25 protein-coding genes and 1 riboswitch are annotated in these 20696 nt (G+C 72.1%); of the genes, 10 read left to right on the top strand and 15 right to left on the bottom strand.

Features of this window, described 5'->3' with window-relative positions; all coding sequences use genetic code 11:
* Positions 1-256 precede the first annotated feature (256 nt).
* Positions 257-955, top strand: coding sequence for a thioesterase II family protein (locus P3L51_RS25640; RefSeq protein WP_354607647.1), 699 nt, complete (start codon positions 257-259; stop codon positions 953-955).
* A gap of 152 nt (positions 956-1107) precedes the next feature.
* Positions 1108-1824: a lysophospholipid acyltransferase family protein gene (locus tag P3L51_RS25645; RefSeq protein ID WP_354607648.1), complete on the top strand. Its 717-nt coding sequence runs from the start codon at positions 1108-1110 to the stop codon at positions 1822-1824.
* 158 nt (positions 1825-1982) lie between these two features.
* On the opposite strand, the gene P3L51_RS25650 is transcribed toward P3L51_RS25645, so the two are convergent.
* The 8 genes from P3L51_RS25650 to P3L51_RS25685 form a co-directional block, all read right to left on the bottom strand.
* Positions 1983-3596, bottom strand: a complete 1614-nt coding sequence (locus P3L51_RS25650) for an alpha/beta hydrolase (protein WP_354607649.1) — start codon at positions 3594-3596, stop codon at positions 1983-1985.
* A gap of 145 nt (positions 3597-3741) precedes the next feature.
* Positions 3742-4560 (bottom strand): urease accessory protein UreD, encoded by an 819-nt coding sequence (locus P3L51_RS25655; protein WP_354607650.1) that lies wholly within the window; start codon positions 4558-4560, stop codon positions 3742-3744.
* Entirely contained in the window at positions 4557-5252 is a 696-nt protein-coding gene (gene ureG / locus P3L51_RS25660; RefSeq protein WP_354607651.1) for an urease accessory protein UreG, read from the bottom strand. Before ureG ends, P3L51_RS25655 begins: the two co-directional genes overlap by 4 nt.
* Before the next feature lie 42 nt (positions 5253-5294).
* A complete protein-coding gene (locus tag P3L51_RS25665; protein WP_354607652.1) occupies positions 5295-5969 on the bottom strand; it encodes an urease accessory protein UreF in 675 nt (224 codons plus the stop codon).
* On the bottom strand, positions 5969-7690 hold the full coding sequence (locus P3L51_RS25670; RefSeq protein ID WP_354607653.1) for an urease subunit alpha: 1722 nt from the start codon (positions 7688-7690) through the stop codon (positions 5969-5971). The genes P3L51_RS25665 and P3L51_RS25670 overlap by 1 nt, the downstream gene beginning before the upstream one ends.
* Positions 7683-7994, bottom strand: a complete 312-nt coding sequence (locus tag P3L51_RS25675) for an urease subunit beta (RefSeq protein WP_354607654.1) — start codon at positions 7992-7994, stop codon at positions 7683-7685. The genes P3L51_RS25670 and P3L51_RS25675 overlap by 8 nt, the downstream gene beginning before the upstream one ends.
* A gap of 15 nt (positions 7995-8009) precedes the next feature.
* On the bottom strand, positions 8010-8312 hold the full coding sequence (locus P3L51_RS25680) for an urease subunit gamma (RefSeq protein WP_354607655.1): 303 nt from the start codon (positions 8310-8312) through the stop codon (positions 8010-8012).
* Between the two features lie 135 nt (positions 8313-8447).
* A complete protein-coding gene (locus tag P3L51_RS25685; RefSeq protein ID WP_354607656.1) occupies positions 8448-9074 on the bottom strand; it encodes a TetR/AcrR family transcriptional regulator in 627 nt (208 codons plus the stop codon).
* Positions 9075-9265: 191 nt separating this feature from the next.
* On the opposite strand from P3L51_RS25685, the gene P3L51_RS25690 reads away from it, so the two are divergent.
* Positions 9266-10270 carry an ABC transporter permease gene (locus tag P3L51_RS25690; RefSeq protein WP_354607657.1) on the top strand — a complete coding sequence of 335 codons (1005 nt, stop codon included), beginning with the start codon at positions 9266-9268 and terminating at the stop codon, positions 10268-10270.
* 10 nt (positions 10271-10280) lie between these two features.
* Here the strand turns inward: P3L51_RS25690 and P3L51_RS25695 are convergent, their stop codons facing one another.
* Together P3L51_RS25695 and P3L51_RS25700 are read right to left on the bottom strand one after the other, a co-directional pair.
* Positions 10281-10460 (bottom strand): hypothetical protein, encoded by a 180-nt coding sequence (locus P3L51_RS25695; protein WP_354607658.1) that lies wholly within the window; start codon positions 10458-10460, stop codon positions 10281-10283.
* A gap of 40 nt (positions 10461-10500) precedes the next feature.
* Positions 10501-10791: a type II toxin-antitoxin system Phd/YefM family antitoxin gene (locus P3L51_RS25700; RefSeq protein ID WP_354607659.1), complete on the bottom strand. Its 291-nt coding sequence runs from the start codon at positions 10789-10791 to the stop codon at positions 10501-10503.
* Positions 10792-10877: 86 nt separating this feature from the next.
* On the opposite strand from P3L51_RS25700, the gene P3L51_RS25705 reads away from it, so the two are divergent.
* The 3 genes from P3L51_RS25705 to P3L51_RS25715 all read left to right on the top strand — a co-directional run bounded on the left by P3L51_RS25705 (position 10878) and on the right by P3L51_RS25715 (position 12859).
* Positions 10878-11513, top strand: coding sequence for an ATP-dependent Clp protease proteolytic subunit (locus P3L51_RS25705; protein ID WP_354607660.1), 636 nt, complete (start codon positions 10878-10880; stop codon positions 11511-11513).
* Positions 11514-11520: 7 nt separating this feature from the next.
* Complete coding sequence (locus P3L51_RS25710; protein ID WP_354607661.1) at positions 11521-11829, top strand: hypothetical protein; 309 nt, start codon at positions 11521-11523, stop codon at positions 11827-11829.
* A 389-nt stretch (positions 11830-12218) separates the two neighbouring features.
* Positions 12219-12385: riboswitch (cyclic di-AMP (ydaO/yuaA leader) on the top strand.
* Between the two features lie 3 nt (positions 12386-12388).
* Positions 12389-12859, top strand: coding sequence for a C40 family peptidase (locus P3L51_RS25715; RefSeq protein WP_354607662.1), 471 nt, complete (start codon positions 12389-12391; stop codon positions 12857-12859).
* A 22-nt stretch (positions 12860-12881) separates the two neighbouring features.
* On the opposite strand, the gene P3L51_RS25720 is transcribed toward P3L51_RS25715, so the two are convergent.
* Together P3L51_RS25720 and P3L51_RS25725 are read right to left on the bottom strand one after the other, a co-directional pair.
* On the bottom strand, positions 12882-13328 hold the full coding sequence (locus P3L51_RS25720) for an ATP-binding protein (protein ID WP_354607663.1): 447 nt from the start codon (positions 13326-13328) through the stop codon (positions 12882-12884).
* 309 nt (positions 13329-13637) lie between these two features.
* On the bottom strand, positions 13638-14843 hold the full coding sequence (locus P3L51_RS25725) for an 8-amino-7-oxononanoate synthase (protein ID WP_354607664.1): 1206 nt from the start codon (positions 14841-14843) through the stop codon (positions 13638-13640).
* Positions 14844-14986: 143 nt separating this feature from the next.
* Between P3L51_RS25725 and bioB the strand changes: the two genes are divergently transcribed.
* From bioB to P3L51_RS25745, 4 genes are all read left to right on the top strand, one after another.
* Positions 14987-16138: a biotin synthase BioB gene (gene bioB / locus P3L51_RS25730; protein WP_354607665.1), complete on the top strand. Its 1152-nt coding sequence runs from the start codon at positions 14987-14989 to the stop codon at positions 16136-16138.
* Entirely contained in the window at positions 16131-17447 is a 1317-nt protein-coding gene (locus P3L51_RS25735; RefSeq protein WP_354607666.1) for an adenosylmethionine--8-amino-7-oxononanoate transaminase, read from the top strand. The genes bioB and P3L51_RS25735 overlap by 8 nt, the downstream gene beginning before the upstream one ends.
* A 1-nt stretch (position 17448) precedes the next feature.
* Positions 17449-18222 (top strand): dethiobiotin synthase, encoded by a 774-nt coding sequence (gene bioD / locus P3L51_RS25740; RefSeq protein WP_354607667.1) that lies wholly within the window; start codon positions 17449-17451, stop codon positions 18220-18222.
* Positions 18223-18307: 85 nt separating this feature from the next.
* Positions 18308-18988, top strand: a complete 681-nt coding sequence (locus P3L51_RS25745; protein WP_354607668.1) for a class I SAM-dependent methyltransferase — start codon at positions 18308-18310, stop codon at positions 18986-18988.
* A gap of 35 nt (positions 18989-19023) precedes the next feature.
* On the opposite strand, the gene P3L51_RS25750 is transcribed toward P3L51_RS25745, so the two are convergent.
* The 3 genes from P3L51_RS25750 to P3L51_RS25760 form a co-directional block, all read right to left on the bottom strand.
* Positions 19024-19437 carry a fic family toxin-antitoxin system, toxin component gene (locus P3L51_RS25750; protein WP_354607669.1) on the bottom strand — a complete coding sequence of 138 codons (414 nt, stop codon included), beginning with the start codon at positions 19435-19437 and terminating at the stop codon, positions 19024-19026.
* Positions 19438-19485: 48 nt separating this feature from the next.
* Positions 19486-20136, bottom strand: a complete 651-nt coding sequence (locus tag P3L51_RS25755) for a PP2C family protein-serine/threonine phosphatase (RefSeq protein WP_494338547.1) — start codon at positions 20134-20136, stop codon at positions 19486-19488.
* 206 nt (positions 20137-20342) lie between these two features.
* Positions 20343-20615 carry a toxin-antitoxin system HicB family antitoxin gene (locus P3L51_RS25760; protein ID WP_354607670.1) on the bottom strand — a complete coding sequence of 91 codons (273 nt, stop codon included), beginning with the start codon at positions 20613-20615 and terminating at the stop codon, positions 20343-20345.
* Positions 20616-20696 lie beyond the last annotated feature (81 nt).

Genomic DNA, 20696 nt, shown 5'->3' on the forward strand with positions numbered 1-20696 from the left:
GCCGCGGAAGTCCGCCTTCGCGACGGGGAGTCGCCATTCCGGACAGGACGAACCCGCGAAGCGGGTGGGGTCCGATAGGGGTCATGAGGGGTCGCCACGTGCCCGGACGCACGTGAACGCTGAAAGATGAACGAAACCTGACGCAGAGGCTTCTGCCGGATCGATCCAAGGACTTTGATTGATGACCGCCATATCGAGCAATAACGCCTCCAATTGGATTCGAGAATTTCATCCGGCGGACCGGACATCCCCCAGGATGATCTGTTTCCCGCACGCGGGCGGCGCGGCGAGCTACTACTTCCCCGTCTCCCGGGCGCTGGCCGGGAAGGTCGAAGTCCTCGCCATCCAGTACCCGGGGCGCCAGGACCGTTACGCGGAACCGGCCATCAGCAACGTCGAGTCGCTCGCCGCCTCGGTCTTCCGTGAGCTTCCGACGGAGGGTCTGGACCGGACGTGGCTTTTCGGTCACAGCATGGGGGCCGCCGTCGCGTTCGAGGTGGCCCGGCTGATGGAACGGGAGTTGAACCAGTCCCCGGTCGGGATCATCCTCTCGGGACGGCGCGCGCCGTCCCGGTTCCGTCCCGAGACCCTCCACCTCCAGGGCGACGCGGCGATCATCGCCAACGTCCAGTCGCTCAGCGGAACCGACGCGACCCTCTTCGAGGACCCCGACACCCAGCGGCTGATCATGCCGGCGCTGCGGGCCGACTACCGGGCCATCGAGACCTACCGGCCGCCCGGCACTCCACGCGTCGCGTGCCCGATCCACACCTTCGTGGGCGACGCCGACCCGTTGGCCACGCTGGACGAGGTCGGCAGCTGGCGCGACCACACCTCGGCCGAGTACACCCTGCGCGTCTTCCCGGGCGACCACTTCTATCTGACGGCGCGTGCCGGCGAGGTCATCTCCGCGATCTCCCAGCTGATCGTGGAGCCCACCCAGACCCGCGGCTGATCGCGGCGCGGTGCCGCCACCGCCACCGGAGGCGGTGGGATCGGCGTCGGGCCGGGACGCCGACCGGGCGCACGGATCGACTGGACTCTCCCCTGTGTGTTGTGATCAGGCGGACAGCGAGGCAGCCGGTCCGGCAGAGTGGGAGAAACGCCGTGTTCTACTACGTACTGAAGTACGTGCTGTTGGGGCCCGTGCTGCGGTTGCTCTTCCGGCCCCGGATCGAGGGGCTCGAACATGTTCCGGCGGACGGCGCCGCGATCGTCGCGGGCAATCACCTCTCCTTCTCCGACCACTTCCTGATGCCCGCGATCATCCGGCGGCGGATCACGTTCCTCGCGAAGGCCGAGTACTTCACCGGGCCCGGCGTCAAGGGACGCCTCACCGCCTCGTTCTTCCGCGGCGTCGGCCAGATCCCGGTCGACCGGTCCGGCAAGGAGGCCGGCCGGGCGGCGATCCGGGAAGGGCTCGGGGTGCTCGACAAGGGCGAGTTGCTGGGGATCTACCCGGAGGGCACGCGCTCGCACGACGGGCGGCTCTACAAGGGCAAGGTCGGGGTCGCGGTGATGGCCATCAGGGCGGGCGTCCCGGTGGTGCCCTGCGCGATGGTGGGGACGTTCGAGATCCAGCCGCCCGGTCAGAAGATCCCGAACATCAGGCGGGTCGCGATCCGCTTCGGTGAACCGCTGGACTTCTCACGCTACGCGGGACTGGAGAACCAGAAGGCGGCGGTCCGCGCGGTCACCGACGAGATCATGTACGCGATCCTCGGGCTGTCCGGGCAGGAGTACGTGGACCGGTACGCCGCCGAGGTGAAGGCCGAGGAGGCCGCGCAGGCACCGCCGAGGAAGTTCCCGCGGCTGCGACGCTGACGGCCCGTCGGCCCTGTCCGGCCACGCGGCCGAGGACGCCCGGCCGGCGCGGCGGTGAGGGAGGGGGCGGCGGCCGTCTCCGGCCGCCGCCCCCTCCCCCGTCACCGGTGCTTCCCGTGCCTCAGCGTCTGCCGGGTGATCTTCGACCGGACAGGCTCTTACGGCTTGGGTGTGGCGTGCGGTGCGCACGTCACGTCGCGGCGGTCCAGCTCACCGCTGAGCAGATACGACTCGACCCGGTCGTTGACGCACGGGTTCGCCACATTGGTGATGCCGTGCGAACCGGCGTCCCGCTCGGTGATCAGGCGTGAGCCCTTGAAGCGCTTGTGCAGTTCGACGGCGCCCCCGTACGGGGTGGCGGCGTCGCGCGTGGACTGCGCGATCAGTACGGGCGGCAGGCCCCGGCCCGTTCCGACCTCGACCGGTGTCTGCTGTTCCACGCCCCAGGTGGCGCAGGGCAGGTTCATCCAGGCGTTGGCCCAGGTGAGGAACGGGTGGTCGCGGTGGAGCCGGGTGTTGTCCCGGTCCCAGGTACGCCAGCTCGTGGGCCACTTGGCGTCGGCGCACTCGACGGCGGTGTAGACCGCGTTGCTGTTCTCCGCGCGCGCGTTGCCCACCGTGTCCGACAGATCGGGCGCGGCGGCGTCGACGAGCGCCTGGGTGTCTCCGGCGAGGTACTTGCTCCAGGTGTCGGCGACCGGCACCCAGCTGGAGTCGTAGTACGGAGCGCTCTGGAACAGACCGATGAGTTCGGCCGGTCCCACGACGCCGCCGATCGGGTCCTTCTTGGCGGTGGCGCGGAGCTTGTCCCACTGCCGCTCGACCTTGGCGACGGTGTCGCCGATGTGGAACGCCGCGTCGTTCTCGGCGACCCACTTCTTCCAGTCGTCGAAGCGCTTCTCGAAGGCGACGTCCTGGTCCAGGTTGGCCTGGTACCAGATCTTCTCCTTTGACGGGTTGACCACGCTGTCCAGTACCATGCGTCGCACATGGGACGGGAAGAGCGTGCCGTACACGGCGCCCAGGTAGGTGCCGTAGGAGACACCCACGAAGTTGAGCTTCTCGTCGCCGAGCGCGGCCCGCAGGACGTCCAGGTCACGCGCGGTGTTGGGCGTCGTCATGTGCGGCAGCATCCAGCCGCTGCGCTCCTCGCAACCGTCCGCGTACTCGGCGGCGAGCTTGCGCTGGGCGCGCTTGTCGGCCTCGCTGTCGGGGACGGGGTCGGCCTTGGGAGCCTTGACGAACTCCTGCGGGTCGATACACGAGATGGGCGTCGAGCGCCCGACTCCGCGCGGGTCGAAGCCGACGAAGTCGTACGCCTTCGCGGCATCCGCCCAGATGGCGTTCTTGGTCACGACGCGGCGCGGGAACGCCATGCCGGAACCGCCGGGGCCACCGGGGTTGTAGACGAGGGAGCCCTGACGCTCGCCCGTGGTGCCCGTGTTGCCGATCCGGTCGACGGCGATCTTGATCTGCTTGCCGTCCGGACGGGCGTAGTCGAGCGGGACGGTCACGTAGCCGCACTGGATCGGCTTCTCCAGGGCCCAGTCGGCCGGGCAGTCCGCCCAGTCGATGCCCTTCCTCGCGGCCCGCTCGGCCGCGACCTCGGCACCGGCCGCCTGGGCGTTCCGGGTCCTCTGTTCGTTGCTCCGCTCGGTCGAGCCACCGCCGGCGCGACCGTCGGCGCTCGCCGACGAGGCGGCGAGCGTGGTCGCTATGAGCGTGCCCGCGAGCAGAGTGCCGGCCGAGCCGAGCACTGCTGTGCGTCTCAAGTGGTACCTCCCCCTGTGTGGTGCGCCGCACAGTGCGGCGCTGTTCGTAGGGTTACCGAGGGGATCCTTTCGTCTGTGAGCCAGTTGAGAACAGGCCAAACCACAGATTCTTTGCCGAACCGATAGCCGGTGAGTCCTGTTCCGCTCAGCGGTACAGGTCCGCCAGGGCGTCGTCCAGGATCCGGCGGAGCGCCCTGGCGTCCGGGGCGAGCGCGGTCACCAGCGCTCCGGGGCCGGCCAGCGGGGTGAGCACGACGGTGTCGCCGAGCAGCCGAGGGGTGACCGGTTTCTCGTCGAACTCCGGTGCCACCACGAGGAGTTGGCCGAGGGCCCGGTGTCCCCCGATGACCGCTCCGCCGTCCCAGCCACCGGGCGCGCCGGGGCCGAACGCGAGTTGCTGGTCGAGCAGCGGGCGGCCGGCGCGGTGCACGGTGAGCCGGGTGGTGAGGGTGCCCGGCGGTTCGTCGTGACGGCCGAGGATCTGTTCCTCGCGCAGCACCAGCCGGGCGGTGGGGGCGAGTTCGACGCGGGTGCGGGCCCGCAGGTCGCTGCCGGTGACGGAGATGAGCTGCTCGGGCAGCCAGTGCAGTACGGCGCCCTCGCCGACGGTCAGGCGCAGGTCGTAGCCCGCGTGGTCGGCGGGCTCGTCGCCGGTGCGGCGGCCGGGCAGGGCGATCATGGCGGCGGCCGCGTCCACGGTGAGCGCGGCCCCGTCCCGTACCTCCGCTTCGAGGGCGAGCCGGTCGCCGCCGAGCGGCGCGCTCATCGCGCCGACGACGGTGACGCGGGCGTGGGCGGCGGTGGCGGTGGCGATAGCGGCTGTGGCCCCTGTGCCGGCCCGCGCGGGGGCGTCCGCGCGGGTACGGCGCAGCGCCAGCGGGCCGTCGCTCTCCAGCCGGGGCAGGGCCGTGCCGCCGCGCCCGTCGGGCGCGGCGGTGATCCGGGCGGTGGCGTGGACGCTCATGCGGTCCAGGCGGTGAACCGCGCGCGCACCCACTCGGCCACCGGGGCCACTCCGTCCGGGCCGGTGAGCGAGGTGAACAGGACGGGCAGTTCGCCGCGCTGCTCCTTGGCGTCGGAGGCCATGCGCCCGAGGTCGGAGCCGACGTACGGCGCGAGGTCGGTCTTGTTGATCACCAGCAGGTCCGAGGTGGTGACGCCGGGGCCGCCCTTGCGGGGGATGTCGTCACCGCCGGCGACGTCGATGACGAAGATCTGCGCGTCGACGAGGCCCTTGGAGAAGGTGGCGGTGAGATTGTCGCCGCCGGACTCGACAAGGATCAGGTCGAGCGGTCCGACGGAGTCCTCCAGGTCCTCGACTGCTTCGAGGTTGGCGGAGATGTCGTCGCGGATCGCGGTGTGCGGGCAGGCGCCGGTCTCGACGGCCTGGATCCGCTCGGCGGGCAGCACGGCGTTGCGCAGCAGGAACGCCGCGTCCTCACGCGTGTAGATGTCGTTGGTGACGACGGCGATCGACAACTGGTCGCGCAGCGCTCGGCAGAGGGCCGCCACGGTCGCGGTCTTGCCGGAGCCGACGGGCCCGCCGAGGCCGATGCGCAGGGCGCGCCGGGAGCCGTCGGGGCGGACGGCCCCGGCGCCGTGGCTGTGCGGGTCCTGATACGGGTCGGTGTACGGGTCGGCGTGGTCGAGGTGCACGGTGCGGCTCCTTCGGGGTCGTGCGGCGCGGCTTGATGACGGTTACGAGGCGAAGAGGCGCACCGCCCAGGCGGCGTGCGCCTCGGCGGTGATGTCGAGCAGCGGCGCCGACGCGGCGGGCAGTGTGCCGGGCCCCTTCCGTACGGCGCGGTGCGCGGTGGCCACCGCGTGGCGCGCGGTCTCGTCGATGTCGGGCGCGAGCCGGGCCAGGACGGCGGTCGCGTCGAAGGGGTCCAGGCTCAGCAGGCGTACGGCGGCGGTGGCCGGGCCGCTGACCGTCTCGTACAGGACGCAGTGCGCGGCGTCCTCGGGCCCGAGCCCGGCCGACCGTGCGGCGAGGCCGAGGACGATCGGCTGGTGGGCGCCGCGCGGGCGGGCCGCCGCCAGGGCGGCGAGTTCCGGGCTCGGCCAGGTGGCGCGCGCGGCGCGCATCATCTGGCGGCCGAGCTTGCGCGCGGTGGCGCGCAGGGCGGGTGAGGGGGTGCGGGCGTCGGCGGCCTCGTCGAGCGCGAGGGGGTCGAGGCCGAGCACGGCCGCCGCGGCGAGCGCGGCGGAGGTGAGACCGGTGGTGTGCAGCCGGCCCCGGCAGAACGACGCCAGGTCGCGGGCGTCGGTGAGCCGCCCCGCGCGGACGGCCGGCTCGGCGCCGCCCGAGTGGGCGTGGCCACCGGCCGGGAACCGTCCGTCGGCGAGGACGAGCAGCGCGGCGCGGCTCATCAGAAGAGGAAGTAGCGCTGGGCCAGGGGAAGTTCGGCGGCGGGCGCGGGTTCGACCGCATCGCCGTCGATGGTCACGGTGAAGGTGTCGGGGTCGACCTGGACGCGTGGCAGGGCGTCGTTCTGCCGCATGTCGGCCTTGCCCACGGAGCGGGTGTTCTCGATCGCCACGAACCGTTTGCCGAGGCCGAGGCGTTCGGGCAGCCCGTCCTCGATCGCCGCCTGCGCGACGAAGTTGAACGAGTTGGCCGCCGGGGCCGTGCCGGTGGCGCCGAACATGGGCCGGGGCATGACGGGCTGCGGGGTGGGGATGGACGCGTTGGCGTCGCCCATCTGCGCGTACGCGATCTGGCCGCCCTTGATGACCAGTTGGGGCTTCACACCGAAGAACGCCGGGTCCCACAGGACGAGATCGGCGAGCTTCCCGGTCTCGACGGAGCCGATCTCGTGGCTGAGGCCCTGTGCCACGGCGGGGTTGACGGTGTACTTGGCGACGTACCGGCGCACCCGGTGGTTGTCGGCCCGGCCGTCGCCGGGCAGCGCGCCCCGGCGCTTCTTCATGACGTGCGCGGTCTGCCAGGTCCGCAGGATCACCTCGCCGATGCGGCCCATGGCCTGCGAGTCGGAGGAGATGATCGAGATCGCGCCGAGGTCGTGCAGGATGTCCTCGGCCGCGATGGTGGTGGGCCGGATCCGGGACTCGGCGAAGGCCAGGTCCTCGGGGACCGCCGGGTTGAGATGGTGGCAGACCATCAGCATGTCGAGGTGTTCGTCGATGGTGTTGACGGTATGCGGCCGGGTCGGGTTGGTCGAGCTGGGCAGGACGTACGGCTCCGACACCACCGTGATGATGTCGGGCGCGTGGCCGCCTCCCGCGCCCTCCGAGTGGTACGCGTGCAGGGTCCGCCCGGCGACCGCGGCGAGGGTGTCGGCGACGAATCCGGCCTCGTTGAGGGTGTCGGTGTGGATGGCGAGCTGGACGCCCGTCTCCTCGCAGACGCCGAGGCAGGCGTCGATGACGGCCGGGGTCGCGCCCCAGTCCTCATGGATCTTGAACCCGACGGCGCCGCCCCGCAGTTGGGAGTACATGGCCTCGCGCGACATGGTGTTGCCCTTGCCGAGCAGTCCGATGTTGACGGGCGACGACTCCAGGGCCGCGAACATCCGCGCCAGGTGCCAGGGGCCGGGGGTGGCGGTGGTGGCCTTCGTGCCCTCGGCGGGTCCCGTGCCGCCGCCGACGAGGGTGGTGATGCCGGAGGAGAGCGCCTGGTCGATCAGGGTCGGCGAGATGAAGTGGACGTGTGCGTCGACGGCTCCGGCGGTGAGGATCTTGCCGTTGCCCGCGATGATCTCGGTCTCGGGTCCGATGACGAGGTCGGGGTGGACCCCGTCCATGGTGTCCGGGTTGCCGGCCTTGCCGATGCCGGTGATCCTGCCGTCCCGGATACCGATGTCGGCCTTGACGATGCCCCAGTGGTCGATGATCACCGCGCCGGTGATCACGGTGTCCGGGGCGCCCTCGGCCCGTGTCGTACGGGACTGGCCCATCGACTCGCGGATCACCTTGCCGCCGCCGAACACCGCCTCGTCACCGGCGAGTCCGGGGCCGCCGGAGCGGTCCTCCTCGATCTCGACCAGGAGGTCGGTGTCGGCGAGCCGGACGCGGTCGCCGGTGGTGGGGCCGAAGAGGTCGGCGTAGACGGCTCTGTTCAGCTCAGGCATCGAGGGGACCTCCGACCTCGCCGCGCAGGCCCGGCACGACGCGGCGTCCGGTGAGCGGGACGAGTTCGACGTCGACGGGGATGCCGGGTTCGAACCGTACGGACGTACCGGCGGCCACGTTCAGTCGCAGGCCCCGCGCCGCCGCGCGGTCGAACCGCAGGCCGGGGTTGGTCTCGGCGAAGTGGTAGTGGGAGCCGATCTGGACGGGCCGGTCGGCGGCGTTGAGCACGGTGAGGCGGGTGACGGGGCGGCCCTCGTTGAGGGGCACGGCGTCGTCGGCGTACAGGATCTCTCCGGGAATCATCGGCGCGCTCCCCCGTCAGACGATCGGGTCGTGGACGGTGACGAGTTTGGTGCCGTCCGGGAAGGTGGCTTCCACCTGGACGTCGTGGATCATCTCGGGGATGCCCTCCATGACGTCGTCGCGGGTGAGCACCTTGCGTCCGGACGCCATGAGTTCGGCGACCGTACGGCCGTCCCTGGCGCCTTCGAGAAGGTGCGAGGTGATCAGCGCCACCGCCTCGGGGTGGTTGAGACGCAGCCCGCGCGCCAGCCGTTTGGTCGCCACGTCGGCGGCCACATGGATGAGCAGGCGTTCCTGCTCGTGCGGGGTCAACTGCACGTCTCCACCTCACTGTCGCGGCCCGGTCCGGCCTGGAGCCTGTCGCCGTCCACGTCGAATTCAACACTCGGTTGAACGCGGGCAGGGGGCTCACAGCCAGGCATCGCACGTTACGGCGGAAGTTTTTCCGGCAGGTTAACCGGCCTTTTGCTCACCCATGGACATCAACCCGCGCAGGCCGTTCTGCAGGACCTCGACGGGGACCTCTCCGAACAGCGCCTGCTGGGCGGCGAAGCCCTGGGCGACGGAGATCATCGTGCGGGCGACGTGCTCCGCCGGGATGTCGGCGCGCATCAGCCCCGCCGCCTGATACGCCTCGACGACCTTGACCCAGGCGGCGTGCACCTTCACGTACCCGCTCCGCAGCACCGTCGCGAGCGACTCGTTGCGCAGGGTCTCCGTCCACACCTGGACGAGCAGCCGGGACATCTCGGTGGGACCGACGGCGCCCGGGATGACCTCCCCGGCCAGCACCCGCCCCATCACCTGACCGATCAGCACGTCGGGCGGCTCGGGAGGGCTCTGGAGCGCCGCTTCCTCGAACGCCCCCCTGATGGCGTCGAGAACCTCGGTGACGATGGCCCCGATCAGCTCCTCCTTGCCGCTGAAGTAGCGGTAGACGGCACCGGCCGAGAGGTCGACCTCGCGCAGCACGTCCTGCATCGACGTGGCGTGGAAGCCGTTGCGCGTGAAACAGCGCGTGGCGCCGTCGAGGATCTGGCGCCTGCGGGCGTCCAGGTGCTGCTGCGAGACACGGGCCATGTCGGCCAATCTAAAACGAACATTCATTCTTGACAACTTCCGGACTCCCCGGCGACAGTGGCCCCGTCCGCAAAACGAACGATCCTTCTCTTTAAGTCGACGCTGCGATCGACTCCTGCGATCGACTCCAGAACTCCCCCTGGCTCCCCCTGGCTCTCCCTCCACCGCCCGTGGACCGAAACGAGGACACGATGTCCGCCACTCCCACCCGTCGCATGATCGGCGTCATGCTCCTGATCCCCGTGATCGCCGCCCTGGCGCTCACGGCCTTCGCCTGGCCCGCCGCCCGCACGGCCCCGCACGATCTGCCGGTCGGCGTCGCCGGGCCCGCCTCGGCGACGGCACCGCTCCAGCAGGGCTTCGAGCGCCGGCCGGACGCCTTCGAGGTGCACCGGTACGACGACGAGGCCGCCGCCCGCGCGGCGATCGAGGAACGGGACGTCTACGGCGCCGTGGTCGCCACCCCGGAAGGACCGCACCTGCTGACGGCGTCGGCGGCCGGCCCGGTCGTCGCCCAGTTGCTCAGGGAAGCCGTGACCGCGCGGGCACCGGCCGGCGCCGAGGTGCCCGTGACCGACGTGGTCGCGACGCCCTCGGGGGACCCGCGCGGCGGCGCCTTCGGCGCGAGCATGTTCCCGCTGACCCTGGGGGGCGTCGCCACCGGGGCGCTGGTGAGCCTGCTGGCGCTGCGTGGAGTCCGCGCGCTGGGCGCGCTGTTCGGCGCGGCGGCACTGGCGGGCGTCACCGCCACCGCCCTCGCCCACAGCTGGCTGGACGCCCTGGCCGGTGACTGGTGGGCGGAGGCGGGGGCGTTCGGCCTCGCCGTACTGGCCGTCGGCGCGACCGTGGCGGGGCTCGCCTCGCTCGTCGGCAAGGCCGGGATCGGCCTCGGCGCGTTCCTGATGGTGCTGCTCGGCAATCCCCTCTCCGGGGTGTCGAGCGCGCCCGAACTCCTGCCGGAACCGTTCGGGATGATCGGTCAGCTGCTGCCGCCGGGCGCGAGCGGTTCACTGCTCCGCTCGGTCGCGTTCTTCGACGGGAACGCGGCGGGGGCGCCCGCGCTGACCCTCGCGGTGTGGGCCGTCCTGGGTCTCGCGGCGGTACTGGTGGGAACCCGCCGCACGAGCGCGGCACCCGGGACGCCGGAGCCGTCCGCCGCCCCGGTCCGTACGAGTCAGCCGGCCCGGGCCGCCTGACCTCCCGCCTTCACTCACCGGTGCGCGACGAGTGGAGGCCGAGGGCGACGGCGCCGCCCATGCCACCACCACCGGCCCTACGCGATACCGCGTAGGGCCCTTCGCGCTGTGGATCGTCCCGCCCCGGCACGGCCAACGCGCCCTTCCCGCCCCGCAGTTGGGAGAGCGTCCCCGCGCGCCCGCCGATCATGACGAACGATCCGGCGCACAAGGACGAGCCAAGAGGACGCTCAGCGCCTCTCCGGCGGCTCGTGCTTGGCCACGATGCCGAAGTCCGCGCGTTCGCCCGGAGCGGACGTCACCGATCTGATCGCGCTCACCGAGGCGATCACGCGCTCCTCGGCGGCGGTTGCCTCGTCGGCCTTGAGACTCTCCAGTCGTTCCAGGTCAGCGGCCGACACCAGGGCGACGAGCGGCTTGCCGTGCCGCGTCACGACCACGCGTTCCTCGCCGTAGACGACCCGGTTGATCAGGTCGGCGAGTTCCGCCCGCGCTTGCGTCACCGGAATTTCGTAAGCCATGCCCACCAGCTTACGACCTGTACGTCCTGTACATTTTTTACGGACAGAGCACTGAGCCGCGTCCGGCACGCGAGGAGAGGCACACCATGAACCGTCCTTCCGCCCGTTACGTCCTGCCGGAGTTCACCGAGCGGACCTCCACCGGGACCCGCTCCCTCGACCCGTACTCCAAGCTGTTCGAGGGACGGATCGTCTTCCTCGGCACCGCCCTGGACGAGACCTCGGCGAACGACGTGATCGCGCAGCTGCTGCATCTCGAATACGCGGCGCCCGACCAGGACATCGCGCTCTACATCAACTCCCCCGGCGGCTCGCTGAGCGCCATGTCCGCCATCTACGACACGATGCAGGTCGTCGGCTGCGACGTGACGACCACCTGTCTCGGCCAGGCGGTGTCGACCGCCGCCGTCCTGCTGGCCTCGGGGGCGCCGGGCAAGCGGATGGCACTGCCCGGCGCGCGCGTCGTCCTCCAGCAGCCGGGAATCGAGGAGCCCGTGCGCGGCCAGCCGTCCGATCTCGCCATCCACGCCGAGGAGTTGCTGCGGCTGCGGGCCCTGATGGCACGGATGCTGGTGCGGCACACCGGTCAGAGCGCCGAGCGGGTCGACTCCGACATCGACCGGGACACCATCTTCGACGCGACGGGCGCCATGGAGTACGGCCTGGTGGACCAGGTCGCGCGGGACCGCAGGGCATCCCTCGGCTTCAACTCCCCCGGGTGAGCGCCCGATGCTGCCACCGGAACTGCCGCCGCTGCCCGCGCTGACCCGCGCCGAGGGCGACTTCGTCGACAGCTACCTCCGGGTCGTCGACCTGGTGGGCCGGATCAACCCGTCGCGCGCCGACGACACGTACGGCGCACTGCGGGCCGCACAGGCCCTGGTGGCCCGAGCGGCCGAACTGCGCGACGCGCTGACGCTGATGCACGCGCGGGGCGAGACGGAGCTGCACACACCGACCCTGGACCGTACGCTCCGGATGCTCGACGGGGAGCGCAGGGCCGGACGCGTCACCATGCCGCCCGGACCGGCGACTTGAGGTGACATGACACCGACACGGCGGCGCGACGCGATACGGACCGGCGACCCGCCGTCCCGCGCGGACACGCCCGTTCCGACGCGCCCGTAGGGCATTTGGCTGCCCGTTCGGCGTATCGACCCGCCCGAAGCGGCCGGGCCGGCAACTTGCGACGGGCGATCGGCCGTCCGGCCGTAACGTCTCGCTGCGTCGCAGGTACAGCGCGTGAGCGGTCGGATGAGCCGTTCACCGAATCGGCCATACCAACCCCAATGGGTCATACGTGATGAGAGTCACACAAGGTCGTTTCAACGCGGAATCGCGCTGAGGCCGCGTCAAGATCCGTGTGACGACAAGCCCCCGCCACCTCGGCGGGGCGGTCCGGGTGGACGCCGAGTCCTGCCGCCGCTCCGGATGACTGGTCGACACGAGTGGATCGGCAGGAGTGGAGGACCCGAGCAGTTCGGGGCGGTCCGACCATGGACCGCTCCTCGGGGTGAAGCCGCTCACGCGGCCGGGCGTCTTCGCCAGTCCGAACCCGACAGGTCATCCTTCACAGGCGGCTGACGAAGGGTTCCGCATGTCCGCGCAGACGCATGTCCCGTCGCTGCTCTCCCGGGCCGGTACCGCATCGGCCCTCCTCGCCGCCGTGGGCGGCACGATGCTGGCGCCCGGCGCCGTGTCGGAGGCCCACGCCCAGCCCGTCGCCACCAGGGCGCTGGATGTGGCCGCCTCCAAGAAGGGCGCGCCGTACATGTACGGGGCGTCGGGTCCACACCGGTTCGACTGTTCGGGTCTGACGCTCTTCTCGTACAAGAAGGCCGGCAAGGCGCTCCCGCGTACCGCTCAGGAGCAGTACAACCGGACGCGGCACATCGCGGCCTCCAGCCGCGAACAGGGCGACCTGGTGTTCTTCCACTCCGGGAACAGCGTCTACCACGTCGGGATCTACGCCGGCGGCGGCAAGATGTGGCATTCGCCGAAGAGCGGCCAGGTGGTGCGGCTCCAGCGCATCTGGTCACGGAGCGTCTGGTACGGCCGGGTCGGCTGACGCCCCGTCGGCCCCGGGCCGCTCAGCCCCGGGCCTGGTCGTCCTGGGTCCGGGCCGTCCAGGGCAGGGTGATCCAGACCGTCTTGCCGCCGTCCGCGGTGGGTGTGACGGACAGTCCGCCGCCGTACTCGGCGGTCAGCGCCCGGATGATGACCATGCCGCGGCCGTTGTCCTGCTGGACGGCGGCCGGGAGCCGCTGCGGCCACCGCGGGTGGCTGTCGGTGACTCCGAGGCGCAGTCGCTCGTCGCGCTCCAGGGTGAGGTCGACCGTGAAGGTCGGCGACCTGCCGAACGTGTGCTGTACGGCGTTGGTCGCGAGCTCCGAGATGATCAGGCGAACCGTTTCGGCGGTGTCCGCGTCACCCGGCAGGCCCCATTCGGCGAGAACACGGGCGACGTATCTGCGTGCCTCCGGTACCGAGGCCGGATCGCTCGGCAGGGTGACGGATGCTTCCTGATGGTCTGCCATGGCGACGCTGTCCCTTTCCCACCGGGACGCAGACCGACCTATGGCTGATGCCCGCGAGTACGTCCCCGGATTGCGCTTCGCGCCACACTGCCACCAACGACACCCGACGCACGGGCGATCCGCCGGGATATGGCCCCCTCTGTCGCTCTAAGCGGTGAACCCTGCTACGCGAGACCGTATTTGAGCGGACTCAAGTTTCCGGCCCCGGCGACCGACAGGCGACGGCGCGCGCGGGGAAGTCCGCGGGCCGTCCGCGGGGAAGTCGGCGGCCCTGTTCGCGGCCCCGTCCGCGGGGAGGTCCGCGCGTGCTCAGGCGGCCGGTGTCACGGCCCCGGCGGGCGCGGTCGCGACGATCGTCGCCAGCGCCGCCTCGACCTGAACGCCGGTCAGGTCCGCGCGGGCCGTGAGCCTGATCCGGGAGATCCCGTCCGGCACCGACGGCGGCCGGAAGCAGCCCACCACCAGACCCGCCGCCCGGCAGTCGGCGGCCCACCGCACGGCCGCCCCCGGGGACGGCGCCCGGACGGAGACGACAGCCGCGTCCGGGCGTACGGCGGTCAGCCCCGCCCCGGTCAGCCCGCGGTGCAGCGCGAGCGCCACCGCCCGTGCCCGTACCGCCAGCGACGGGTCCCCGCGCAGCAGCCGCAGGCTCGCGAGCGCGGCACCGGCGGCGGCCGGGGCGAGGCCGGTGTCGAAGATGAACGACCGTGCCGTGTTGACGAGTTGGTCGATGACCCGGGCCGGCCCGAGGACCGCGCCGCCCTGGCTGCCCAGCGACTTGGAGAGCGTGACCGTGGCGACCGTACCCGGGTCGCCGGCCAGACCCGCCGCGTGTACGGCGCCCCGGCCGCCGTCGCCGAGCACCCCGAGACCGTGCGCGTCGTCCACGAGCAGGGCGGCGCCCCGCGTACGGCACACCTCGCCCAGCCGCGCGAGCGGCGCCGCGTCGCCGTCCACCGAGAACACCGAGTCGCTGACGGCCAGGGCCCGCACACCCCCGTGCGCTCCGAGCGCCTTGTCCACGGCCTCCGGGTCCGCGTGGGGTACGACCACGGTCTCGGCGCGCGAGAGCCGGCAACCGTCCACGATGGAGGCGTGGTTGGCCGCGTCCGACACGACGAGCGAGCCGCGCGCGGTCAGCGCGGTGAGGGCGGCGAGGTTCGCGGCGTACCCGGACGACAGGACGAGAGCGGCCTCGAAACCGCAGAAGTCGGCCAGCTCACGCTCCAGTTCGGCGTGCAGGGCGGTGCTTCCGGTGACCAGGCGCGAGCCGGTGGCGCCCGCGCCCCAGCGGCGCGCCGCGTCGGCCGCCGCGTCCGTCGTCACCGGGTGGTGCGTGAGCCCCAGATAGTCGTTGCCGGCGAGATCCAGCAGCGCGGAGTCGGCGGGGCGGGGCCGTAGCGTACGGACGAGACCGGACCGTTCGCGCCGGAGCGCCTCGTCGTCGATCCAGCCGAACGGGTCCGGCGGCGTCGAAGGGGACGGCGTGCTCGGCACGGGCGGCTCGGTTGGCACGGCTCGGGTCCTTTTGTAGGCAGCCCACAGACCCTAACCGCCGACGGGCGGGCTCAAGGTGTGGTCATACACACACCTGAATGCACCTGTCTTGTGGGTTTCATCCTTGGCCCGGAGGCCCGCCGTAGGCCAGGATCGGCGCCATGGACCTGCTGAACACACTGGTGGAGAAGGGCCTTCGGCGCGAGCTGCCGTCGCGCGAAGAAGCGCTCGCCGTGCTGACGACCTCCGACGACGAACTGCTCGAAGTGGTGGCCGCGGCCGGGAAGGTGCGCCGCCAGTGGTTCGGGCGGCGGGTCAAGCTCAACTACCTGGTCAACCTGAAGTCCGGGCTCTGCCCCGAGGACTGCTCGTACTGCTCGCAGCGGCTCGGGTCCAAGGCCGAGATCCTCAAGTACACCTGGCTGAAGCCCGACGAGGCGTCCAAGGCCGCCGCGGCCGGAGTGGCCGGCGGCGCGAAGCGGGTCTGTCTGGTCGCGAGCGGCCGGGGACCGACGGACCGGGACGTCGACCGCGTCTCGCAGACCATCGGCGCGATCAAGGAACAGAACGCGGACGTCGAGGTGTGCGCCTGTCTCGGGCTGCTCTCGGACGGTCAGGCGGAGCGGCTGAAGGCGGCGGGCGCCGACGCGTACAACCACAACCTCAACACCTCCGAGTCCACGTACGGCGACATCACCACCACCCACACCTACGCGGACCGGGTGGAGACGGTGCGGCACGCGCAGGGCGCGGGCCTGTCGGCCTGTTCCGGGCTGATCGCGGGCATGGGCGAGAGCGACGCCGACCTGGTGGACGTGGTCTTCGCGCTGCGCGAGCTGGACCCCGACTCGGTGCCGGTCAACTTCCTCATCCCCTTCGAGGGCACACCGCTGGCCGAGGAGTGGAACCTGACTCCGCAGCGGGCGCTGCGCATCCTGGCGATGGTGCGGTTCGTCTGCCCCGACGTGGAGGTCAGGCTGGCGGGCGGGCGTGAGGTGCACCTGCGGACGATGCAGCCGCTCGCGCTGCACCTGGTCAACTCGATCTTCCTCGGCGACTACCTCACCAGTGAGGGCCAGGAGGGCAAGGCGGACCTGGACATGATCGCGGACGCCGGGTTCGAGGTGGAGGGCGCGGACACGACGACGCTGCCCGGACACCGGGGCGGCGGCTGCGCGAGCGCGTGCGGTTCCCCGGCGGACGGCGCCGAGCCGGTGGCCGAGCCGGCCCCGGCGGAAGCGGCGTCCGTACGTACCGACCTGGTGACCGTCCGGCGGCGCGGTGCCGGTACGGATCTGGCGCCCAATGCCTGACACCCCGCCGCGGGGCTCGCTCGGTCCGGGCGAGCTGCTCGCGCTGGACCGGGCGCATGTCTGGCATCCGTACGGCCCGATGCCCGGCCGCACGGACCCGCTGGTGGTGGAGTCCGCCTCCGGTGTACGGCTCCGGCTCGCCGAACCGGCGCACGGGCAGCGTGAGTTGGTCGACGGCATGTCGTCCTGGTGGTCGGCGGTCCACGGCTACAACCACCCGGTCCTCAACGAGGCGGCGCACGACCAGCTCGCCCGGATGAGCCATGTGATGTTCGGCGGGCTCACCCATGAGCCGGCCGTCCGGCTGGCGGCCCGGCTCGTGGAGATCACCCCCGAACCGCTCCAGCACGTCTTCCTCGCCGACTCCGGTTCGGTGTCGGTGGAGGTCGCCGTCAAGATGTGCCTCCAGTACTGGCGTTCGCTGGGCCGCCCGGCCAAGCAGCGGCTGCTGACCTGGCGCGGCGGCTACCACGGGGACACCTGGCAGCCCATGTCGGTGTGCGACCCCGAGGGCGGTATGCACGGGCTCTGGTCGGGGGTGCTGCCGCGCCAGATCTTCGCGGACGCGCCGCCGGCCGGCTTCGAGGCGTACGACGAGACGTACGCGGACCATCTGCGCGCCCTCGTCGCCCGTCATGCCGACGAACTGGCCGCCGTGATCGTGGAGCCGGTGGTGCAGGGCGCGGGCGGCATGCGCTTCCACTCCCCCGAGTACGTGCGGGTGCTGCGCGAGGCCTGTGACGAGTACGGCGTACTGCTGATCCTCGACGAGATCGCGACGGGCTTCGGCCGCACCGGCGCTCTCTTCGCGGCGGAGCACGCGGGCGTCTCTCCCGATGTGATGTGTGTGGGCAAGGCGCTGACCGGCGGCTATCTCACGATGGCGGCGACCCTGTGCACATCGGCGGTGGCGACGGGTATCTCGCGCGGCGAGGTGCCCGTCCTCGCCCACGGCCCCACCTTCATGGGCAATCCACTGGCGTCGGCCGTGGCGTGCGCCTCGATCGACCTGCTGCTGGCCCAGGACTGGCGGGGCGAGGTCAAACGGATCGGGGCGGGGCTGCGTGACGGCCTCGCCGACACGGCGTCACTGCCCGGGGTGAAGTACGTGCGCGTCCTCGGCGCGATCGGCGTCGTACAGCTGGACCGGGAGGTCGACATGGCCGCGGCGACACGCGCGGCGGTACGCGAAGGGGTGTGGCTGCGGCCGTTCCGCGACCTCGTCTACACGATGCCGCCGTACGTGACGGACGACGACGACCTGGCCCGGATCTGCCGCGCGGTGGCGGCGGCGGCGCGGGAGGGCTGAGATGGGTGTACTGATCGTCTCCGGGACGGGGACGGAGATCGGCAAGACGGTCGTCACGTCGGCCGTCGCCGCGGTGGCGCTGTCCCGGGGCCGTACGGTCGCGGTGCTGAAGCCCGCGCAGACCGGTGTCGCGCCCGGCGAGTCGGGCGACGTGGATGAGGTGATCCGTCTGGCGGGCGGCGTCACGACGGTCGAACTGGCCCGTTATCCGGAGCCGTTGGCGCCCGCGACAGCGGCCCGGCGAGCCGGTGCGACGCCCGTGCGGCCCGAGGAGATCGCGGAGACGGCCGCGAAGCTGGCGACCGAGTACGACCTGGTGCTGGTCGAGGGTGCGGGCGGCCTGCTGGTGCGTTTCGACCACGAGGGCGGCACGCTCGCGGACGCCGCGCGGCTGCTCGCCGCCCCGGTGCTGGTGGTGGCGCCCGCCGGGCTCGGCACGCTCAACGCGACAGCGCTGACGGCCGAGGCGCTGCTCACCCGCGGGATCGAAGCGCTGGGGGTGGTGATCGGCAGCTGGCCCGCCGTGCCGGATCTGGCGGCGCGCTGCAATCTGGCCGACCTGCCGGGTGTGGCGGGTGCCCCGCTGCTCGGGGCCGTACCGGACGGCTCGGGCGCGCTGGCCCCGGCGCTGTTCCGTGCGCGTGCGGGCGACTGGCTGGCTCCCGCGCTGGGCGGGGGCTGGGACGCGGCGCGGTTCACGGCGGGTGCCGCCGGGCCGGGTCTGTGGGGTGCCGCGCGGGGTGCCGTGCCGGGTGCCCTGTGGGCCGAACGGTAACGAGTTCCGTTCCGTGAGCTGCTGAGCGGAGCCGTACGGGGAAGAATCGTGGTGACGCCCTGTACGGCCGGAGGAGATCCGCGAAATGCATCTGCGCTACCGCAAGGCCCCCGAAGACTCCGTGCACCATCCTGTCTTCGCGCGCTTCTACGCGCGGATCAGCGTCGCCGCCGACACCAGGGGCGGCATCGCGGCCCACCGCGCGGAGCTGCTGACCGGTCTGTCGGGCCGGGTCGTGGAGATCGGCGCGGGCAACGGGCTGAACTTCGGGCACTACCCGGCGACGGTCTCCGAGGTCGTGGCCGTCGAACCGGAGCGCACCCTGCGGCAGCTGGCGGTGGGGGCGGCGATGCGGGCCCGGACCTCGGTGGATGTGCGGAACGGTACGGCGGAGGCGCTGCCCGTCGAGGACGAGGGTTTCGACGCGGCCGTGGCCTCACTGGTGCTGTGCACAGTACGAGACGTACCGAAGGCGCTCGCCGAGATCCGCCGCGTCCTGCGCCCCGGCGGCGAGCTGCGCTTCTTCGAGCACGGGTTGGCGGCGGAGCGCGGTCTGGCGCGGGTGCAGCGGGTCCTGGACCGGACGGTGTGGCCGAGGCTCATGGGCGGCTGCCACACGGCGCGGGACACCCTGGCCGCGATCCGCGAGGCGGGCTTCGAGCTCGGCGCGTACCGCTCGCTGAGGGTGCCGGATCCCGGGCCGCGGACGCCGACCTCGCCGTGTGTGCTGGGCGTGGCGTACCGGCCGAGGGCGGACCTGGTCTGACGGGCGGTGACGGCGGGCGGTGACGGCGGGCGCCGTCAGAGACTCCAGTCGCGCAGTTCCTCGGCGATGAGGCGTACGTCCGCCCTGCCGTCCTTGACCAGCCTGGCCAGGTCCCTGACCCGCTCGGGCGAGGTGACGACCTTCAGGCCGCTCGCGACGAGATAGCCGTACGCGACGGCCGAGGCGTACATCGCGTTGGACCGCTCCAGCGCGGGCACGTGGAGGAGGCTCTGGAGGAGGGCCGCCGCGCGGCTGTACGGGTCGGTGTAGACGGGGGTGCCGAATATCTCCGCCTCGTGCCGGCTGACGGCGGCCACCAGCGCGCCCCAGTCGGTGACTTGGGGATCGCCGGGCATCTTGTGCTCCGCGACCATCAGCAGCCAGGAGAGATCGATCCGCAACGTCGGGTCGGCGCGTGACGGCGGATCGGGGGAATCGGCGTTTTCCATGGAGGGCAGCTGTCTCGGTAGGAGGTCGGCGTGGGGAGTTCCCGATGATCAGTATCCCCGACGCGGCCGGTCGGTGTGGATGAGCAGTGCGGTGATGTTGTCCTGCCCGCCCGCGTCCATGGCGTACCCGATCAGCGCCCGCGCATCCTCAAGGAGGTCGCGTTCGGCGGGTGTTGAACGCCGGTTGCGGGCGAGTACGGCGCGCGGCGCGTCGGCGCCGGACAGGTGGCGCGTCAGTCCGTCCGTGCACAGCAGCAGTCGGCCGGGCCCCGGCGGCCGGTAACTCCGGGTCCGCGCGGCCGGTTCGCCCGCGTCGGCGCCCAACCACGCGGTCAGGGCGTCGTGTCGGCCCGAGTCGTCCTCGGTCAGCGCCACGCACGTGCCCTCGTCGGGCAGCCAGTACGCGCGGCTGTCACCGATCCAGGCGCACCAGACGCCCTCGGGGCCGGCGATGCCGGCGACGTACGTACATGCCGGGGCCTGGCTCACGGAAGAGGCCAGCGCGCTGACGGCGCGGCCCGCGCGGGCGGCGGCGTCCTCCAGGACGGTCTCCGGCAGTGCCCCGGCCCGCAGGCCCTCCTCGATGCGGGCCGCGGCGACGGCGGCCGCGACCTGTGCGGCCCGCTCCGCGCGGGGCGACATGGACACCCCGTCGCAGACGACGCCGATCGTCCAGTCGCCCGTCCCGGTGAGCGCCATCGCGTCCGCGTTGAGGCCGCGCCGCTTGCCGCGGTCACTGACGCCCGCGGCGACGGTGCCGAGGGTGGTTTCGAGGTGGGAGCGGTAGGCGGGCTGCGGTTCGCCGCAGTCCCAGCAGTGGCCGTCCGGGGCGACCGTCCCACCGCACGCGACGCAGCCGGGCGGCCCGGCCGGACCAGGACCGGTCTCGGGACCGGTGTCGGGCTTCAGCGCGTACCCTCGCGCCCCGTGCTGTGGTCGATGCCGGTGGTCGCGGTCGTGGGCGTGGCGTCCGCGCCGAACTCCTCCGTGAACACGGACTCGTACTGCTTCATGAAGTCGGCGGCGGACTCGACGAAGGTCTTCCCGACCTCGCCCACGTCCTGCTTGACGAGCTCCTCGATGTAGCGGTTCACGCTCAGCCCGCGCCGCCCCGCCTGCCGCCGGGCGGCTTCCGCGGTGGTCTCGTCCACGCGTACGTTCAGCTGGGTCTTCGCCACACCAACAAGCTAGCGCGCCGGCGCTAGCGTCGGCAAGTGTGCCGATTTCCCGGGGGAACGACCGATTCCGCCATCGGTGTC

This window comes from Streptomyces panacea, assembly GCF_040560175.1.
Classification (GTDB): domain Bacteria; phylum Actinomycetota; class Actinomycetes; order Streptomycetales; family Streptomycetaceae; genus Streptomyces; species Streptomyces panacea.

Coding starts and splice junctions, on each gene's coding strand:
- P3L51_RS25640 (WP_354607647.1), top strand. CDS start 257: ATGATCTGTTTCCCGCACGCGGGCGGCGCGGCGAGCTACTACTTCCCC.
- P3L51_RS25655 (WP_354607650.1), bottom strand. CDS start 4,560: ATGAGCGTCCACGCCACCGCCCGGATCACCGCCGCGCCCGACGGGCGC.
- P3L51_RS25665 (WP_354607652.1), bottom strand. CDS start 5,969: ATGAGCCGCGCCGCGCTGCTCGTCCTCGCCGACGGACGGTTCCCGGCC.
- P3L51_RS25670 (WP_354607653.1), bottom strand. CDS start 7,690: ATGCCTGAGCTGAACAGAGCCGTCTACGCCGACCTCTTCGGCCCCACC.
- P3L51_RS25675 (WP_354607654.1), bottom strand. CDS start 7,994: ATGATTCCCGGAGAGATCCTGTACGCCGACGACGCCGTGCCCCTCAAC.
- P3L51_RS25685 (WP_354607656.1), bottom strand. CDS start 9,074: ATGGCCCGTGTCTCGCAGCAGCACCTGGACGCCCGCAGGCGCCAGATC.
- P3L51_RS25690 (WP_354607657.1), top strand. CDS start 9,266: ATGTCCGCCACTCCCACCCGTCGCATGATCGGCGTCATGCTCCTGATC.
- P3L51_RS25695 (WP_354607658.1), bottom strand. CDS start 10,460: ATGATCGGCGGGCGCGCGGGGACGCTCTCCCAACTGCGGGGCGGGAAG.
- P3L51_RS25700 (WP_354607659.1), bottom strand. CDS start 10,791: ATGGCTTACGAAATTCCGGTGACGCAAGCGCGGGCGGAACTCGCCGAC.
- P3L51_RS25705 (WP_354607660.1), top strand. CDS start 10,878: ATGAACCGTCCTTCCGCCCGTTACGTCCTGCCGGAGTTCACCGAGCGG.
- P3L51_RS25710 (WP_354607661.1), top strand. CDS start 11,521: ATGCTGCCACCGGAACTGCCGCCGCTGCCCGCGCTGACCCGCGCCGAG.
- P3L51_RS25715 (WP_354607662.1), top strand. CDS start 12,389: ATGTCCGCGCAGACGCATGTCCCGTCGCTGCTCTCCCGGGCCGGTACC.
- P3L51_RS25720 (WP_354607663.1), bottom strand. CDS start 13,328: ATGGCAGACCATCAGGAAGCATCCGTCACCCTGCCGAGCGATCCGGCC.
- bioB (WP_354607665.1), top strand. CDS start 14,987: ATGGACCTGCTGAACACACTGGTGGAGAAGGGCCTTCGGCGCGAGCTG.
- P3L51_RS25735 (WP_354607666.1), top strand. CDS start 16,131: ATGCCTGACACCCCGCCGCGGGGCTCGCTCGGTCCGGGCGAGCTGCTC.
- bioD (WP_354607667.1), top strand. CDS start 17,449: ATGGGTGTACTGATCGTCTCCGGGACGGGGACGGAGATCGGCAAGACG.
- P3L51_RS25745 (WP_354607668.1), top strand. CDS start 18,308: ATGCATCTGCGCTACCGCAAGGCCCCCGAAGACTCCGTGCACCATCCT.
- P3L51_RS25750 (WP_354607669.1), bottom strand. CDS start 19,437: ATGGAAAACGCCGATTCCCCCGATCCGCCGTCACGCGCCGACCCGACG.
- P3L51_RS25755 (WP_494338547.1), bottom strand. CDS start 20,136: ATGGCGCTCACCGGGACGGGCGACTGGACGATCGGCGTCGTCTGCGAC.